The organism is Ruegeria sp. BI11 (assembly GCF_056538005.1).
This window is the reverse complement of the sequence record NZ_JBQFSM010000010.1, coordinates 35,146-51,756: the sequence shown is the minus strand read 5'-3', so window position 1 is coordinate 51,756 and position 16,611 is coordinate 35,146. Positions and strand designations below refer to the sequence as shown.

Annotated in this window: 14 protein-coding genes; 8 read left to right on the top strand and 6 right to left on the bottom strand. The window is 58.1% G+C overall.

The annotated features are described in order from the left end of the window. The first annotated feature begins 10 nt into the window (after window positions 1-10). From ACR0DT_RS18825 to ACR0DT_RS18810, 4 genes are all read left to right on the top strand, one after another. Window positions 11-940, top strand: a complete 930-nt coding sequence (locus ACR0DT_RS18825; protein WP_480712229.1) for an ABC transporter permease subunit — start codon at window positions 11-13, stop codon at window positions 938-940. Window position 941: 1 nt separating this feature from the next. Further along, window positions 942-2,747 carry an ABC transporter ATP-binding protein gene (locus tag ACR0DT_RS18820; RefSeq protein ID WP_480712228.1) on the top strand — a complete coding sequence of 602 codons (1,806 nt, stop codon included), beginning with the start codon at window positions 942-944 and terminating at the stop codon, window positions 2,745-2,747. Window positions 2,748-3,045: 298 nt separating this feature from the next. Then, window positions 3,046-3,939, top strand: coding sequence for a UTP--glucose-1-phosphate uridylyltransferase GalU (galU, locus tag ACR0DT_RS18815; RefSeq protein WP_480712227.1), 894 nt, complete (start codon window positions 3,046-3,048; stop codon window positions 3,937-3,939). A gap of 206 nt (window positions 3,940-4,145) precedes the next feature. Beyond that, a complete protein-coding gene (locus tag ACR0DT_RS18810; RefSeq protein WP_480712226.1) occupies window positions 4,146-5,222 on the top strand; it encodes a DUF2793 domain-containing protein in 1,077 nt (358 codons plus the stop codon). Window positions 5,223-5,254: 32 nt separating this feature from the next. On the opposite strand, the gene fcl is transcribed toward ACR0DT_RS18810, so the two are convergent. The 3 genes from fcl to ACR0DT_RS18795 form a co-directional block, all read right to left on the bottom strand. Then, entirely contained in the window at window positions 5,255-6,232 is a 978-nt protein-coding gene (fcl, locus tag ACR0DT_RS18805) for a GDP-L-fucose synthase (RefSeq protein WP_480712225.1), read from the bottom strand. A gap of 10 nt (window positions 6,233-6,242) precedes the next feature. Further along, the gene (gmd, locus tag ACR0DT_RS18800) at window positions 6,243-7,367 is read right to left on the bottom strand and encodes a GDP-mannose 4,6-dehydratase (RefSeq protein WP_480712224.1); all 1,125 of its coding nucleotides are present in this window, start codon (window positions 7,365-7,367) and stop codon (window positions 6,243-6,245) included. A 209-nt stretch (window positions 7,368-7,576) separates the two neighbouring features. Beyond that, the gene (locus tag ACR0DT_RS18795) at window positions 7,577-8,458 is read right to left on the bottom strand and encodes a phytanoyl-CoA dioxygenase family protein (protein WP_480712223.1); all 882 of its coding nucleotides are present in this window, start codon (window positions 8,456-8,458) and stop codon (window positions 7,577-7,579) included. A 103-nt stretch (window positions 8,459-8,561) separates the two neighbouring features. Here ACR0DT_RS18795 and ACR0DT_RS18790 point away from each other — a divergent pair, with 103 nt between their 5' ends. Further along, window positions 8,562-9,452 (top strand): LysR family transcriptional regulator, encoded by an 891-nt coding sequence (locus ACR0DT_RS18790; RefSeq protein ID WP_480712222.1) that lies wholly within the window; start codon window positions 8,562-8,564, stop codon window positions 9,450-9,452. Here the strand turns inward: ACR0DT_RS18790 and ACR0DT_RS18785 are convergent. The 3 genes from ACR0DT_RS18785 to ACR0DT_RS18775 are packed head-to-tail and all read right to left on the bottom strand — an operon-like array spanning window position 9,425 to window position 11,872. Beyond that, window positions 9,425-10,504 carry a helix-turn-helix domain-containing protein gene (locus ACR0DT_RS18785; RefSeq protein WP_480712221.1) on the bottom strand — a complete coding sequence of 360 codons (1,080 nt, stop codon included), beginning with the start codon at window positions 10,502-10,504 and terminating at the stop codon, window positions 9,425-9,427. The two genes, ACR0DT_RS18790 and ACR0DT_RS18785, sit on opposite strands and share 28 nt — an antisense overlap. Window positions 10,505-10,562: 58 nt before the next feature. Next, the gene (locus ACR0DT_RS18780; protein WP_480712220.1) at window positions 10,563-11,303 is read right to left on the bottom strand and encodes a hypothetical protein; all 741 of its coding nucleotides are present in this window, start codon (window positions 11,301-11,303) and stop codon (window positions 10,563-10,565) included. Beyond that, window positions 11,300-11,872, bottom strand: a complete 573-nt coding sequence (locus ACR0DT_RS18775; RefSeq protein ID WP_243470750.1) for an RNA polymerase sigma factor — start codon at window positions 11,870-11,872, stop codon at window positions 11,300-11,302. Before ACR0DT_RS18775 ends, ACR0DT_RS18780 begins: the two co-directional genes overlap by 4 nt. 48 nt (window positions 11,873-11,920) lie before the next feature. Here ACR0DT_RS18775 and ACR0DT_RS18770 point away from each other — a divergent pair, with 48 nt between their 5' ends. From ACR0DT_RS18770 to ACR0DT_RS18760, 3 genes are all read left to right on the top strand, one after another. After that, window positions 11,921-12,859, top strand: coding sequence for a c-type cytochrome (locus ACR0DT_RS18770; protein WP_480712219.1), 939 nt, complete (start codon window positions 11,921-11,923; stop codon window positions 12,857-12,859). 85 nt (window positions 12,860-12,944) lie between these two features. Beyond that, entirely contained in the window at window positions 12,945-13,976 is a 1,032-nt protein-coding gene (locus ACR0DT_RS18765; RefSeq protein WP_480712218.1) for an Ldh family oxidoreductase, read from the top strand. Between the two features lie 64 nt (window positions 13,977-14,040). Then, window positions 14,041-16,344 carry a Tex family protein gene (locus tag ACR0DT_RS18760; protein ID WP_480712217.1) on the top strand — a complete coding sequence of 768 codons (2,304 nt, stop codon included), beginning with the start codon at window positions 14,041-14,043 and terminating at the stop codon, window positions 16,342-16,344. The last annotated feature ends 267 nt before the right edge of the window (window positions 16,345-16,611 follow it).

The following is a 16,611-nucleotide window of genomic DNA, read 5'->3' as shown; positions in this document are numbered from 1 at the left end:
GGGGCTGGCAATGCTTGGAAAATCACAGAAAGCCGCCCAGCTGGCCGACGATGTCACCGACTATACGGTCATTCAGGGGCGCTCGCTATGGCAGGACGCACGGATGCGGTTCGTCCGCAACAAGGCCGCGATGGCCAGCGTGTTGATACTGGCGCTGATCATTCTATTCACAATCATCGGCCCGTATTTCGCCGTTTGGAGCAACGAGGAGATTGACTGGAACGTCATGGGCGACGTGGTCGGTATGGGGATGCCTTCAATCGAGACCGGGCACTATTTCGGCGTTGACGATCTGGGGCGCGACCTTTACAGCCGCGTCATTCAGGCCACCACAACATCGCTGCTGGTCGGGCTGATCGGGGCGGCGACTGCACTGATCGTCGGCACCTGCTATGGTATCGCCGCCGGATATATCGGCGGGCGCACCGACAGCGTCATGATGCGTTTCGTCGACATCCTGCTGGCAATCCCAGCCACGTTGATCGTCATCTTGCTGCTGGTCGTAGCGGGACGATCGTTCTTCATGCTGTTCATCGCACTTGGCGCGGTGGGCTGGCTGACCATGGCGAGGATCGTGCGGGGTCAAACCCTGACCCTGAAGAACCGCGAATTCATTGAGGCCGCCCGCGCCGCCGGTGTCAGCGAGTTCACCATCATGTATCGCCATATCCTGCCCAACCTGCTGGGTGTGGTAATTGTCTATGCCTCCTTGCTGGTGCCGGAAATGATCCTGATGGAAAGCTTCATCTCGTTCCTCGGATTGGGCATTTCGGAACCCTACACCTCGCTCGGCCGTCTGATCGCCGAAGGTGCGGGAACCATGGCTTACGGCACGCTGTGGCAGTTGATGTACCCTCTGACAATCTATGTCGCCATCATCATCTCGATGTTCTTCATCGGCGATGGTTTGCGTGACGCTCTGGACCCGAAGGATCGCTGATATGAGCCTGTTCTCTGTTAAGGACCTGAGCGTCCAGTTCAATACCCCGGACGGTGTCGTCGAGGCCGTCAAAGGCATCAGCTTTGACATCAATCCGGGCGAATGCCTTGGCATCGTGGGCGAAAGCGGGTCGGGCAAAAGTCAGACCTTCATGGCAGCGATGGGGTTGTTGCCGCCTGCCGGGCGGGCCATCGGCTCCGCCACGTTGAACGGCCAGGAAATCCTGAACCTGCCAATCAACAAGCTGAACAAGATCCGTGGCGACGATGTCGGCATGATCTTTCAGGACCCGCTGACCGCGCTGACCCCGCATTTGCGGATCGGTCAGCAAATGCGCGAGGTTCTGCAAGTCCACGAAGGGCTGCAAGGGTCCGCCGCGCGGGCACGTTGCCTGGAATGGCTGGATCGCGTCCGCATCCCCGAGGCAAAGCGACGACTGGACCAGTATCCGCACGAATTATCGGGCGGCATGCGTCAACGCGTGATGATTGCGATGTCGATGCTGTGCAATCCCAAACTGCTGATCGCAGATGAACCGACCACGGCGCTGGACGTTACTGTGCAGGCCGACATTCTAGACCTGATGGTGCGCCTGCAAAAGGACGAAGGCACGGCGATTGCCCTGATCACCCATGACATGGGCGTTGTTGCACGGATGTGCGATCGTATTCAGGTCATGCGTCTGGGACAGTTCGTAGAGGCCGGAGACACACGCGAGATCTTCCGCGCGCCGCAGCACGAATACACCCGTACTCTGCTGGACGCGATGCCGCGGATCGACGCTGGCGACGCGCCCAAGGCTTTGGCCAAGGTCGAGGACCCGCTGCTCAAGGTCGATGACGTCAAGGTCCATTTCCCGATCCATGTGTCAGGTGGGCTGTTTGGGCGCAAGGTGCCGCTGAAGGCCGTGGATGGTGTCAGCTTTGACATCCGCAAGGGTGAAACCCTGGGTGTTGTGGGCGAATCCGGTTGTGGCAAATCCACGTTGGCCCGGGCCGTTCTTCAATTAATCGAGCCCAGCGGTGGTAATGTCAGTTGGCTGGGCCATCCCATTGTCGGGTTGAAACGGGCCGAGCTGAACAAGTACCGCAAGGACTTGCAGATCGTGTTCCAGGATCCTCTGGCCAGCCTTGACCCGCGGATGACAATCTCGGCCTCTATCGCGGAACCGCTCAAGACCTATCGTCCAGATCTGACGGGCCGGGAACGCAAGGAAATGGTCGCCGACATGATGGAGCGGGTTGGATTGAAGGCCAACATGATCAACCGCTACCCGCATGAACTGTCGGGCGGGCAGAACCAGCGAGTCGGCATTGCGCGGGCGATGATCAACAAGCCCAAGCTGATCATCTGTGACGAGGCGGTTTCGGCACTGGACGTGTCCATTCAGGCGCAAATCGTCGAATTGTTGCGTGAATTGCAACAAGAATTCGGCCTTTCGATGATCTTCATCAGCCACGACTTATCGGTGGTTAGGGCGGTCTCGAACCGGATCATGGTTCTGTATCTGGGTCGGATCGTCGAACTGGGGGACGGAGAGGTGATCTGTTCCGAACCGATACACCCCTACACAAAGTCCCTGATCTCGGCAGTTCCAATTCCGGACCCCGATGTCGAACGCAGCCGCCAGAGATTGAAGATTCCTGGCGAACTGCCCTCGCCAATGGACCCCAAGGCCGCATTACGGTTTCTTCCCAGCCGGTTGGCCGCGGGTGAGACCAACTACGTGCCGCAGCTGAGCGAGGTGAAGCCAGATCATTTTGTGGCGGAACACGACCCGCTGGACACCATCATGAACGGGGCCTGACCCCCGCCCCGAAGCCGATCACCTGGCTTTGGGGTCTACCCAAATCGGTGGTACCGTGGCAATCATTCCACCTGACTGGCTTACCGCGGAACGGATGCCTGCTGCTGATTGGAGCAGAATTCCGCAATGTTGCCACTGGCAGAACCTGATCGTTTTGACTCTTATCTCACTGGGTGGCACCATCTTTGTAAAGGATGCGTCGGTTGTTTGTGATCGTTGAAAGTTGGGGCCGAAGCGCCTAAGAGGTCCACGTAATACACAGACTGTCAGACATTGTTTAAGTAAGTTGAGAGGTCAAATGGCACGCAAGGTCACAAAGGCGATCTTCCCCGTTGCAGGGCTTGGTACGCGGTTTCTGCCCGCGACGAAGTCGGTCCCGAAAGAGATCATGACGTTGGTGGACCGGCCACTGGTACAATACGCCATCGACGAGGCACGTGCTGCCGGCATTACAGAATTCATTTTTGTCACTTCGCGCGGCAAGTCCGCACTTGAAGATTATTTCGACCACAATCTGGTGCTTGAGCAAGAGCTGAAATCCAAAGGCAAGGACAAGCTGCTGGAAACCTTGAGCGCTACCAATATGGAAAGTGGCGCGATTGCATACATCCGTCAGCACAAGGCGTTGGGGCTGGGGCACGCGGTCTGGTGCGCCCGTCGTCTGATTGGTGATGAACCCTTTGCGGTTATGTTGCCCGACGATGTGATCGCGGCCGACAAACCTTGCCTGCAGCAGATGGTCGAAGCCTATGAGGAAACCGGCGGCAACATGGTTGCGACCATGGAAGTTCCTGCCGACAAGACCAGCTCGTACGGTGTGCTGGATGTAGGCGACAATATCGGCTCGGTCGTACGTGCACGTGGTATGGTTGAGAAACCCAAACCAGAAGAAGCACCATCGAATTTGGCAGTCATCGGCCGTTATGTTCTGGGGCCCTCGGTGCTGTACAACTTGAACCAAAAGAAGAAGGGCAGCGGTGGTGAGATTCAGCTGACCGATGCCATTGCCGAAGACATTTGCAATGGCGTGCCTGTCTTTGGCTATAAATTCGACGGTCAGCGGTTCGATTGTGGTTCAAAATCCGGGTTCCTGCAGGCCACAGTTGCCTTTGCGCTGGCCCGCGACGACCTGCGCGACGACCTGAGCCAGTACCTGCGCGACATCGTGGCGACTGAGCAGGCCGCTCAGTAACAGCCTCTGAACACATTTCGACCGGGGTTTCCCTCGGTACGGCAATTTCAAAAGCCGGGGCATTAAACGCCCCGGCTTTTTTGATGCTCTGGAATAGTTAGCAATTGGTTTTGCAGGCGTCCGGCAAGGTCACACGAGATTCACCCACACAACGGCAATGTGGCGCGCAATGCAATTGTCGGACCGACAGCCACAGGAGGACGCTCGTGTCACAGAATTCACCCCGATTGAACCTGCCATTTCTGCAACCGTCGCAGGCCCAGAAACATGTCACCCATAACGAGGCGCTGCGGGAACTGGACGTGGTTACCCAATTGAGCGTGACCTCGACCAACGCGTCCACGCCACCAGCCGTTCCGGATCAGGGCGAGGTTCACGCATTGGGGACCGCGCCGACAGGAGACTGGACGGGCCAGGCCGGGATGTTGGCCGCCTGGTTGGACAATGCCTGGCACTTCATTGCGCCCGGCACCGGCTGGCGTGCGTGGGATGAAGGTGCCGAACAGCTGAAGATCTGGGATGGCGGTGCGTGGATCAATCCTCCGACGGTCACGCAGAATTTGGACGGGGTGGGTGTCGCCACTAGCTATGACAGCACAAACCGCTTGTCAGTGCGGTCCCCAGCGACTTTGCTCAGCCATGAAGGCGGCGGGCATCAATTGAAAATCAACAAGGCCAGCGCGGGCGACACCGCGTCGTTACTGTTTCAATCCAATTGGACCGGTCATGCCGAAATGGGGCTGTCGGGCAATACCCACTTTGCCATCAAGGTCTCTGCCGATGGCAACAACTGGACTGACGCCTTAAGCTTTGATCCGGCGACAGGTATAGCAAATGGAGCTGCAATTCAGACCAGCGCCGATGACACCACATCCGGCCGCCTGATGCGGGCTGACTACGGTTACGGCCCGGGCAACCTGTTGGGGTCCGTCTCGGAAACTGGAGGCGTGCCAAGCGGGGCCGTGATCGAACGGGGCTCGAACACTAACGGTAACTACGTGCGATTTGCCGATGGCACGCAAATCTGCACTGTGACCCTGCCTGCAACGGGTTGTACGAACACCGAAGGCGCGCTGTTCGCAAGCGGCGCGGCAATTTGGGACTTCCCGATGGCTTTTGCCACTGGCACAACCGTGTCGGTCAGCGGTGGCGGAGGTGCCAGCTCCCGGTTTATCGGGTTTGACGCCCCGACCGAGTCTCAGGTGGGATACAAGGTTTTGGCCACATCAAACGATGCGACTGCACTGGTGCCAACGGCCGTTGCGATTGGCCGCTGGTTCTGATCTGTCAACTGCCCGGGCTATGGCCCGGGCCGTCACTTGGCCCGCAAATCCGCCGCTGCCTGATCCAGGAACCAAGCATAGGTTTCGCGGATACCGTCCTGCAGCCCAACACGCGCACGCCAGCCCATATCGGCCAGACGGGACACATCCATCAGCTTGCGCATGGTGCCGTCCGGTTTGCTCACGTCCTGAGTGATCTGCCCGGTAAAACCGACTGTTTTGGCCACTAACGCCGCCAGTTCTGCGATCGAGATATCTTCGCCACAACCCACGTTAATGTGGCTCAGCATCGGCTCGGTGTTTGCCTCGTAGACATCACGCGGCAGGTCGAGGACGAACAGCGACGCCTCGGCCATGTCGTCCACATGCAGGAATTCGCGTCGCGGTTTGCCGGTGCCCCAGATCACCACTTCGGCCAGACCGTCTCGCTGCGCTTCGTGAAAGCGTCGGATCAAGGCGGGAAGAACGTGACTGTTTTCGGGGTGGAAGTTGTCTCCCGGACCGTACAGGTTCGTCGGCATGACCGAGCGGTAGTCGACCCCATGCTGCCGGTTATAGCTTTCACACAACTTGATCCCGGCAATCTTGGCCACGGCGTACGGTTCGTTGGTGGGTTCCAGCACACCGGTCAGCAGGGCATCTTCGCGCATCGGTTGCGGTACTGCGCGCGGGTAGATGCAGGAACTACCCAGCTGCAAAAGCTGCTTTACACCGGCGGCAAAAGCCTGATGGATCACGTTACATTCGATCATCAGGTTGTCGTAGATAAAATCCGCCGGATAAGTGTTATTGGCGTGGATACCGCCTACTTTGGCGGCAGCCAAAATCACCACATCCGGACTTTCGGATTGCATGAAATCGCGTACTGCGGCCTGGTCGGTCAGGTCTAGTTCAGCATGGGTGCGGGTGATCAACTCAAGCGCTTCGCCAGTGGCCTGCCGATCCTGCAAACGACGCAGAATTGCGCCACCCACCATGCCGCGGTGACCTGCTACATAGATCTTGCGCATGTCGTGCTCCTCAGCCGTTTTCCAGACTTACCGGCAACTCATAGCCGTGCTCTTTCAACAGCGCATGGCGTTTCGCGGTTTTCAGATCTTCGACAACCATTTCGGCGCACATTTGCTGGACGGTCAGTTCGGGCTCCCAACCCAGCTTGGATTTTGCATTCGACGGATCACCCAACAGCGTTTCCACCTCAGCAGGACGGAAATACTGTGGATCGATACGCATGATCACATCACCAGGTTTCAGAGCCGGAGCATTGCTTCCCTCGATCGACTTGACCGTCGCAATTTCATCCACGCCTTGACCGGAGAATTCCAGCGTGATGCCCAATTCAGCCGCTGACCATTCGATGAACTGACGGACTGAATATTGCACACCTGTCGCAATCACGAAGTCTTCGGGATTGTCCTGCTGCAGCATCAGCCACTGCATCCGGACGTAATCTTTCGCGTGACCCCAATCCCGCAGACTGTCGATATTGCCCATGTACAAACAATCTTCGAGGCCCTGCGCGATATTGGCCAGACCACGAGTGATTTTGCGCGTCACGAAGGTTTCGCCGCGACGTGGACTTTCGTGATTAAACAGGATGCCATTACAGGCATACATGCCATAGGCTTCACGGTAATTGACGGTGATCCAGTAGGAATACAGCTTGGCCACCGCGTAAGGAGAACGCGGGTGGAACGGCGTCGTTTCGCGCTGCGGCGTTTCCTGAACTAGACCATACAGCTCGGACGTAGAGGCCTGATAAAACCGCGTTTTCTTCTCCAGCCCCAAAAAGCGGATCGCTTCCAGCAAGCGTAGGGTCCCAATGGCATCAACGTCGGCCGTGTATTCCGGCGATTCAAAGCTGACTGCCACATGGGACTGCGCCCCAAGGTTGTAGACCTCGTCAGGTTGCACTTCCTGAATGATTCGAGTCAGATTCGACGTGTCGCTCAGATCGCCGTAATGAAGGTGCAATTTTGGATTGGGGTCATGCGGATCCTGATAGATATGATCGATTCGCTGCGTATTGAAGGAAGACGCACGGCGCTTAATTCCATGAACTTCATACCCTTTTTCCAGCAGGAATTCGGCCAGATAAGATCCGTCCTGTCCTGTAATACCTGTAATCAACGCCTTTTTTGTCATCTTATTTTCCCAGGAAATACTGTGTGCATCTTTGCCACCTCAGAAACAGCAAGAAGTAGCAAAATGCAACCCAGCGCACAAAATGACTGAAAAAACAGACGGCTGTTTTCCGCCAGCCTATTGGTTAGAGAAACTGTACGATAACAGTGGTTTTATGGGACGTGCCCTGAGCAGGCCAGTCTGGTCTGCATACGGATCAGGATTGGTGGTCAGGACGTCCCATAGAGCGGCACGTCGCTTTTGGCCCCATCCGCCAGTGCCTTACTTTGATCCCGGCGCACCTGTTCGTATAAGGCCAGCGATTTCTCCGAGAAGGGCGCGCTCGGGGCCTCTACATGGACAAAATTCGACTGTTCGTCCTGACCGCGCGCCAACATCGCATAGTCGCGATCCGCGACCAGTTGCCGGGCGTTAGGGTTGAGATAGCGGATCGCCAATCCAATCCTGCGGTCATCGGAACGGTTTGGGCCCGAACCATGTATGGTCAGCCCGTGGTGCAATGACATTTGCCCAGGGGCAAGTTCGATATTGGTTTTATCCTCGTCCGCGACATCAACGGCAACCTCCTGTCCGCGTGACAGAAGGTTGGTGTCGGAATAGGTGTCGTTGTGCGGCAGGATCGGGTTCTTGTGGCTGCCCTGCACGAAATCCATGCAACCGCTTTCGACCGTAGCCGGGGATAACGCGATCCAGGCTGTAACCTGATCCGGTGTCTCGCCCATGCCCCAATAGGTCAGGTCCTGATGCATACCTACGGTGTGTTCGGTATGGGCCTCTTTGACGAAGAACTCGGCGGACCAGACCATGATGTCCGGCCCCAAAACACCTTCGACAATATCCAGAATCCGCGGATCCTGCGCGACCCTTGCAGCCATCGGTATGACCAGATGCGCATTAACGCGCTTGTAAGTGTTCAACGGCAGGGGCAAATCGGCGGACAGCCAATCCTTTTCAAGCTGTTCAAATTCTGCACGGATTTCGGCGACCTCGACTTGTGAGAAAACCGTCAGAGGGAACAGAAACCCGTCTTCCCAATAATTCGCGGACTGGTTTGCTGTGAGGGCGTGGGGTGAGTTTGCGGATTGCGGCATAGGACACCTCGTAAAAGCTGATCTACGTAGGATAAGCCGGAACACCGCAGGATCAGCGCGCAACCTCTTGCCCGTTAGGATAAGTTCAGCTTAGCCTGTCATCATGTCGTCCCGTATCCCTTCGCTCAACTGGCTGCGCGTATTCGAGGCCGCCGCTCGCACCGAAAGCTTTGCCCGTGCGGCCACGCAGCTGAACATGTCGGCAGCGGCCGTCAGCCAGCAGGTGAAGGCGCTGGAGACAAGGCTGGGTACGCCGCTGTTTCACCGCCATGCCCATGCAGTGACCTTGACCGAAGCCGGTCGGGCCTACCTGCCGTCGGTTCAACAATCATTGCTGATGCTGGAGACCGCCACCACAGGGCTGTTCGGCGAAACCCGCGAACAGCGGCTGTTTGTGCAATCTATTCTGCTTTACGCGCACGGAATTTTGGCCGCTGGGTTACCAAACTTTCACGCGGAGCATCCGAAGATCAGCCTGTCTCTGACCACAGGTAATCTGGTTTCGGATTTCGCCAACCAATTTACCGATTTGCAAATCGTATTCGGCAATCCGACATTCTATGGCACGGAAAGCGATCCGTTGTTGCAGGAGTGCCTGTATCCCGTAGCCCCACCAGATATCGCAGCACAGATACACCACCCTCAGGATCTCTTCCATTTCCCGTTGATCGAGGTCTCGACCCACCGAGCCAGCTGGCTGCATCTGTTCGAAACCCTGCGTCTTCCAACGGGTCAGGCACGGTATTTTTTCGCCGACAATTCCCTGATGGCGGCCGAAATATCGGCCTGTGGCGGTGGCATCGCTTTGGCCCGCGCGCCCGCATCTGACCGAATTATGGAATTATCTGGCCTTGTCCCCTGCCTGCCCGACGTTCAGGTCGCAGGTCATGAAGCCTATCATTTGGTCTATCCATCCCGCGCGGCCCTGCGCCCACCGGCGCGGGCCTTTCGCGAATGGCTGTTGGATCACAACGCGGCGGTCCAGACCCGGTAACGCCCCTGCCCTGTCACCTCGCGGATCAGGCCGCGCCGAGTGAACCGGTCGATATTGCGCTGTACGGCTGCGCGTGACGCTTTCGTCAGCTCTTCGGCCAACGGGGCCGAGACCATAGGCCAGGCGGTCAGAACATCGATCAGCAAAGGCGGAGTTCGGCCACTCAGCCCGCTGGTGGCCTCGCGCGCGCGCTGTTCCCAGGTGCTGACCCGATCAAGATGCATCAGCGCAGCCAATGTCGCCTGCCCTGCCCCTTTGATCCAGGCCGAAAGCTTTTCGTCTACTTCGCCTGCCCCACGCAACGCCCCCGGGCCAGACAGGGCCAGAGGCATGAACATCGCCCCACCCCGCCCCATCGTTGCCGCATGGCGGGCTGCGATAATCGCGGCTTCGGTATCCTGCCCTATACCTTGGGATAGGGCGCGCCAGGCATGAAACCCCATTGCCGCCTGCGTCACCGGGTGCAGACCTTCGGCATTGCGCATCACCTCGGCCAGATCGGCCACCGCCTCGGGGATGTCTTCGATCCCTTGCGCCATGCGATCCAGAAAGGCGGTCAGCCCAATCTCCCACCCGTTCTCGGACGGGCCCGGCCCGGCGGTCAATCGGCGAACGGCCCAACCGGCCCGAAACAAGGCTTGAACGTCATCTCCGGTCGCTCCGATCCGCAGACCGGTCCACAAGGCCAGCCGGTCAACACTGATACGATCCCCGGTCCACCAGCCCAGATCGGACACATCCATCAGCGCCAACCGATGCGTCCACCCATCCGGCCCGGCTCGCAGACGTTCATCCAAAGCACCAAAAATCGCAGCAAGATCGGCCAGTTCAAATGCAAGCTCGTTCTGTGCCGCACGCCAATCCCTTGGATCGAAAAGCAGGCGGCGATCTACTTTTGGAACCGGAGGCAGAAAATCCTCGACCGCTTCTTTATCCTCGGGCGGCAGGAACCATAATTCGTCGTCTTCGGGCGGATCCACGTCATAGATGCTGGGAGGACCAACCGCATCGGCGTCCTCATCCGGGTCAGGGATGACGGGCTTCTTTTTCATACCCGACATACTTCGAGGATTTGCCCTGCTTCACAAGGCGTTTTTGCGCATTACACGTTTAACTAGCGAAACTTGTAGTCAGAAAATCCAGTTGCCCGCTCAGATCGGTTTGCCCGTCGCTGCCAATCAGCATGTAGCCATAGCCGTCCTGTGCCCACGTGGCTGTGGCCAGACCGCTAAGCACGGCCTGTTTCACATCCTTGTTCGGCGCGCCCTCACCCTGTCGGATCACACAAAAGGCAAAGGGCTGGCCCTGTGCGTCGGCAAATACCACCTGAATCAGCGGCTTGCCCTTGAATGACAAGACTTGCGCGCGTTTCAGTTTCATCCCTGGCAAGGCTTCGAGTTCTTCGCGGTTCAGCGACCGACCCAGCTGAGCCTCGGCCTGCGCGAATTGTGCATCCAATGCCTCGGATGAACTGTCCAGCGATGCAATCGTATCCGGCACATAGAGCGACTGATAAATCGCCGCCTGCTGGGCCCAACCCAGCGGCTCGGGCCGTGTGGCCCAGAATGTTGCGGACGCGGCCACAACAGCAACCGCAGCCGCAACGGCCAGCAAACGCAGACCGCCACCGGCAGGCGCAGCCGGGGCCACCGGCTGTGGCAAATCTACCTTGGGCGTTTCCGCTGGCACACGTTCAAAAACCGCCTGCACCACAGGTGCGAACGGGTCCAGCGCCATCAGGCGCTGTTCCAATGCAGGATGAGACTCAACCGCGCTTTCGATCACGCCAGCTTCGGCCTCATCCAGCTTGCCTTCCAGATACGCCATCAGCGTCTCATCGGAAAACTTCATTTGCCACTCCGTCGGACGGCGTCTGCCGCCTCATGCTGCATCACGGTTTTCAGTTTCTGCCGGGCGTTGGACAGCCGGCTCATGATAGTTCCTATCGGCACCTCCAGCAACGCAGCAGCTTCGCGGTAGCTATAGCCCTCCACGAACACAAGCATAACCGTCTCCCGCTGCGCCTCTGGCAGCTGCATCACTTGTGTAAACACTTCAGTAGCGAAAATATTCGTTTCTGAATCGTTTCCGGGTGCAATTAAATCTGCCTCGGGTGTGACGGACAGTGCCTGCGCCTTGCGGACCGAGCGCGCCCGCACCTCATTCAGCCAGATCGAACGGCAAATCGTCATCAGCCAGCTATCCAGCCGGTCGTGCGAAGTGACCTGATGGTGACGCTCTAACGCACGCAGACATGTGGATTGCAGCAGGTCGTCGGCCACGTCAGATGCGCCGGACAGCGCCAGCCCAAACCGCCAGACGCGTTTCGAATGCATTTGGATTGCGCCGCGCACGGCTTGTTCCGAACTAATCTCACCACCCATCGAATAAATCGCGACCTGTGTGTGTTTGCTTTCCACGGACCGGGCCCGCGAGGTCAGGACTGACATAACCTGAGGAGGAAAGAAATGAAACTTCTGTTGAAGGCAGTCACGATTGCGTCGGCAATTGTTGCAACCCCGGCGCTGGCGGACAGCTGGACCCTCGTCCCCGAAGGATCGCATCTGGCCTATGGAACCATCAAGAAGGACACCGTGGGCGAGGTCAATTCCTTCACCAGCCTCAGCGGTCAAGTCAGCCCCGACGGCAAGGCCGAGATTCAGATCGACCTGTCCTCGGTCGAGACCAATATCGACATTCGCAATGAACGGATGATCGAGTATGTGTTTCGCAAAGCAGGCACTGCGGCGCTGACAGCCTCGTTTGACTTGGCAGAAGTCTCGGGGCTAGCCGTCGGTGAGACCACCATTGTCGATGCTGAGGCCATGTTGTCCCTGGTCGGAACGGATGTGGCGTTCGATGCGGAAATGTTTGTTGTGCGCCTGTCCGAGACCTCGGTGATGGTGTCGACCAACGACATGGTGTTCATCAGCACCGAAGACGCGGGCGTGAATGGGGGCGTCGACAAACTGATGGATCTGGCCAGCCTGCCGGGCATCACCCGGACGGTTCCGGTGACGGCCCGGCTGATATTCAACTTGGATGGCGAACAGGCTGCGGTTGCCCCTGCTGCCCCGGTTGACGTCGCCGCCGTGGAAGGAGACATCAAGGCGGGTAAGAAAGTGTTCCGCAAATGCAGCGCCTGCCACAAGCTGGAACAAGACCGACACACCGTGGGCCCATCGCTGCACGGAGTCATTGGCGCCACGGCCGGGCAAGCAGACGGATTCCGGTTTTCCGACCCCCTTCAGCAATCGGGCATAGTCTGGACTGCTGAAACCCTGACCGCGTTCCTGTCTGACCCGCGCGGTACCATCCCCGGCAACAAGATGCAGTTTCCCGGCCTGAAAAAGGACGAGGACATCGCCAATCTAATCGCCTATCTGCAAGCCGAAACAAAAGGCTGATCCCGAACCCGGCGGAAACCGGGTTCCCATTGCCCACTCTGCCACGCTATCCCTTGTCTCAACCACGATGAGGGAGACGCTGGGCATGAGTGAAATGGTCAAATTGACACTGGATGAAATCCGGGACCTCAGCCTTTCTATACTGACCAAATCGGGTTTCGGGTCAGATCATGCCGCAGCTATCGCTAATACGCTGACCACCTGTCAGATTGACGATTGCCAGTCTCACGGACTGTTCCGCCTGTTCATGTGCGCCGACACTATGAAAGCCGGTCAGATCGATGGGCATGCTGAACCCGTACTTGCGAGGTCGGACAACGCTGTTGTTCGGGTAGATGCACAGGGCGGAATATCCCTGTTGGCGTTTGAAAAGGCATTGCCGGCGTTGATCGAGAAAACCCGCACTCACGGAATCGCTGCAATGGCGATCAACCGGTGCTTCCATTTCTCGGCGCTTTGGCCAGAGGTGGAGCGGCTATCCTCGGCTGGTTTAGCGGCGATGGCGATGGTGCCCAGCCATTCCTGGGTTGCCCCTGCCGGGGGAACGCGCGGCAGCCTTGGCACCAACCCGCTGGCTTTCAGCTGGCCGCGCCAGGGCAAAGATCCGTTCACATTTGATTTTGCCACCAGCGCCTTTGCACGCGGAGAAATCGAGCTGTACCGCCGCGCAGGCAAACCCCTGCCCGAAGGCGTAGCCATCGACAAACACGGTAACCCGACCACCGATCCGCAGGCCGCGATGGACGGAGCCATGCTGACCTTTGGCAATTACAAAGGTTCGGCCCTATCGATCATGATCGAACTTCTGGCTGGCCCGTTGATTGATGATCTGACCAGTCTAGAAAGCATGGAATATGCGAATGGCGCGGGCGGCGCGCCCTATCATGGTGAAATCCTGCTGGCCTTCGATCCAGCGCATTTTAGCGGGGGTCGGGTCGACGAGAATGATACCCGCGCCGAACGTCTGTTTGGCGATATCACCGACCAGGGCGCTCGCCTGCCCTCGCAACGACGCTTTGCCGCGCGGGCCCGCAACACTGAACGCGGCTTCGTCGAAATAGCCAAAACCCTGCATGATGACCTGCAGGCTTTGGCCGAACAGGCTCAGGCGCGCTAAAACCTCTTTCCCTTGGCGATGCGGCTGGCTAAGAAGTCCCTCCAGACATATTCAGGAGGCCACCTTGGACCGCATCGCCCGCACCATCGCCACCGAAATCAATGCCCGCCCCGAACAGGTGGGGGCCGCGGTGAAACTGCTGGACGAGGGGGCCACCGTGCCTTTTGTCGCCCGCTACCGCAAAGAGGTAACGGGCGGTCTGGATGACACCCAACTGCGCACCCTGTCTGACCGCCTGACCTATCTGCGCGAACTGGAAGCGCGGCGCGAAACGATCCTTGGCTCGATCAAGGACCAGGGCAAACTGACCGACGATCTGGTCAAGTCCATCGCACAAGCCGATACCAAGGCGCAGTTGGAAGATATCTATCTGCCTTACAAACCCAAGCGCCGCACCAAGGCGATGATCGCGCGAGAAAACGGGTTGGAACCGCTGGCCGATGCTATTCTAGCGGATCGGTCCGCCGACCCCGAAAATTTGGCGCAAGGGTATACTACTGAGGCGGTCCCAACCCCCAAGGACGCACTGAACGGCGCACGGGACATCATCACCGAACGGCTGACCGAAAACGCTGCCCTGCTGGGTGAGTTGCGCAATTTCATGCAGCGTGAGGCCCTGCTGACTTCAAAGGTGATTGACGGCAAGGAGCAGGAAGGCGCGAAGTTCAGCGACTATTTCAGTCATTCGGAACTGTGGGCTAAAACGCCGTCTCATCGCGCGCTAGCGATGCTGCGCGCCTCGAAAGAGGGGATCGTGACGCTGGATATCGCGCCCGAACCCGAAACCGGTGCTGCCCGGGCCGAAGCCATTGTCGCGGCCCACCTGCACACACGTGGTGACGGCCCCGGAGACAAATGGCTTCGCAAAGTGGCTGGTTGGACATGGCGCGTGAAACTGTCCCTGTCGATGATGGTGGAACTGATGGCGGATCTGCGTAGCCGGTCGCAGGACGAAGCGATTAACGTTTTCTCTCGCAATCTTAAAGACTTGCTATTCGCGGCACCAGCGGGAGCAAAGGCAACACTGGGTCTGGACCCGGGTATTCGGACTGGCGTCAAAGCTGCGGTGGTTGATGCTACGGGCAAAGTGGTTGCGACCGATACGCTATATCCCTTTCAACCCAAGAACGATCTGCGCGGCGCGCAGTCCGCCATCCTGAACCTGATCGCCGTACACAAGATTGAACTGGTCGCAATCGGCAATGGCACCGCCAGCCGCGAAACTGAAAAACTGGTGGGTGACACGCTGAAACTGCTGCCCAAAACCGTTTCGGCTCCGACCAAGGTTGTCGTGTCCGAGGCTGGCGCGTCGGTCTATTCCGCTTCGGAACTGGCCGCACGTGAGTTTCCTGATCTTGACGTGTCGCTACGCGGCGCGGTGTCTATCGCCCGTCGCCTGCAGGACCCGTTGGCCGAACTGGTGAAGATCGAACCCAAGTCCATTGGCGTAGGCCAATACCAACATGACGTCGACCAGCACAGGCTGTCTCAATCTCTGGCCTCGGTGATCGAAGATGTGGTGAACGCGGTCGGGGTCGATCTGAACACGGCCTCGGCTCCCCTGCTCTCTCATGTTTCGGGATTGGGCCCCGGACTGGCCGAAGCAATCGTCATGCACCGCGACCTGAATGGCGCATTTCAGTCGCGCAAAGAACTGCTGAAAGTCGCCCGCCTTGGCCCGCGCGCTTATGAACAATGTGCGGGCTTTTTGCGCATTCGGGATGGGGCGGAACCGCTGGACGCATCCTCGGTTCACCCCGAAGCCTACGACGTAGCTCGCCGAGTTGTTTCGGCCTGTGGCCGCGACATCCGTCAGATCATGGGCCACGACGGAGCACTAAAAGGATTGCACGCCGAGCAGTTCGTCGATGACACTTTCGGTCTGCCGACTGTTAGGGACATCTTTTCCGAACTTGAAAAACCGGGGCGAGACCCCCGCCCCAGTTTTGTCACCGCCTCTTTTACAGATGGTGTCGAGGAAATCACTGACCTGAAACCGGGCATGGTTCTGGAAGGTACGGTAACAAACGTCGCCGCGTTCGGCGCTTTTGTGGATATCGGAGTGCATCAGGACGGCCTTGTCCATGTCAGCCAGCTGGCCGACCGCTTCGTCAAAGACCCGCATGAGGTGGTAAAAACCGGGCAGGTTGTCAGGGTCACCGTGGTCGAGGTGGACGTGCCCCGTAAACGGATTGGCCTGACCATGCGCAAAGATGGCGGAACTTCGGCGCGCGAAGATCGGGTAAATCGGGGCCCGAGAAAGAGCTCTAGCCATTCAAAATCCAGAGGCTCGAAACACACAAAACCCGACGGTAATGCACACAACAGTGCATTCGCGGACGCGTTAAAATCAGCAATGAAAAACTGACATGTCGCAAAACTTGTTGAACGGTGAGTGGCGGCCATTAGCTGCCTCGTTTATCCGGCTCACTGACCAAACATCCAAAAGCTGGATGCCGTTGTTTGTGCAGATCAGGCAGCCATCGCGGTTTTCAACAGAGTCTTAAAACTAATTTACAGCCTCAATCGTTGAAAGGCGGGCTTTCGGAAATTGAGGTTCGCTGGCGCAATGCCCGAATGCGAACATGACCGCCGGTTTCCATTGATCGTATCCCCACCAATTTTCTCGGAAAGC

Bases quoted from the DNA above. Each gene is read 5' to 3' on its own strand.
- ACR0DT_RS18825 (WP_480712229.1), top strand. From the start codon at position 11: ATGCTTGGAAAATCACAGAAAGCCGCCCAGCTGGCCGACGATGTCACC.
- ACR0DT_RS18820 (WP_480712228.1), top strand. From the start codon at position 942: ATGAGCCTGTTCTCTGTTAAGGACCTGAGCGTCCAGTTCAATACCCCG.
- galU (WP_480712227.1), top strand. From the start codon at position 3,046: ATGGCACGCAAGGTCACAAAGGCGATCTTCCCCGTTGCAGGGCTTGGT.
- fcl (WP_480712225.1), bottom strand. From the start codon at position 6,232: ATGCGCAAGATCTATGTAGCAGGTCACCGCGGCATGGTGGGTGGCGCA.
- gmd (WP_480712224.1), bottom strand. From the start codon at position 7,367: ATGACAAAAAAGGCGTTGATTACAGGTATTACAGGACAGGACGGATCT.
- ACR0DT_RS18795 (WP_480712223.1), bottom strand. From the start codon at position 8,458: ATGCCGCAATCCGCAAACTCACCCCACGCCCTCACAGCAAACCAGTCC.
- ACR0DT_RS18790 (WP_480712222.1), top strand. From the start codon at position 8,562: ATGTCGTCCCGTATCCCTTCGCTCAACTGGCTGCGCGTATTCGAGGCC.
- ACR0DT_RS18785 (WP_480712221.1), bottom strand. From the start codon at position 10,504: ATGAAAAAGAAGCCCGTCATCCCTGACCCGGATGAGGACGCCGATGCG.
- ACR0DT_RS18780 (WP_480712220.1), bottom strand. From the start codon at position 11,303: ATGAAGTTTTCCGATGAGACGCTGATGGCGTATCTGGAAGGCAAGCTG.
- ACR0DT_RS18770 (WP_480712219.1), top strand. From the start codon at position 11,921: ATGAAACTTCTGTTGAAGGCAGTCACGATTGCGTCGGCAATTGTTGCA.
- ACR0DT_RS18765 (WP_480712218.1), top strand. From the start codon at position 12,945: ATGAGTGAAATGGTCAAATTGACACTGGATGAAATCCGGGACCTCAGC.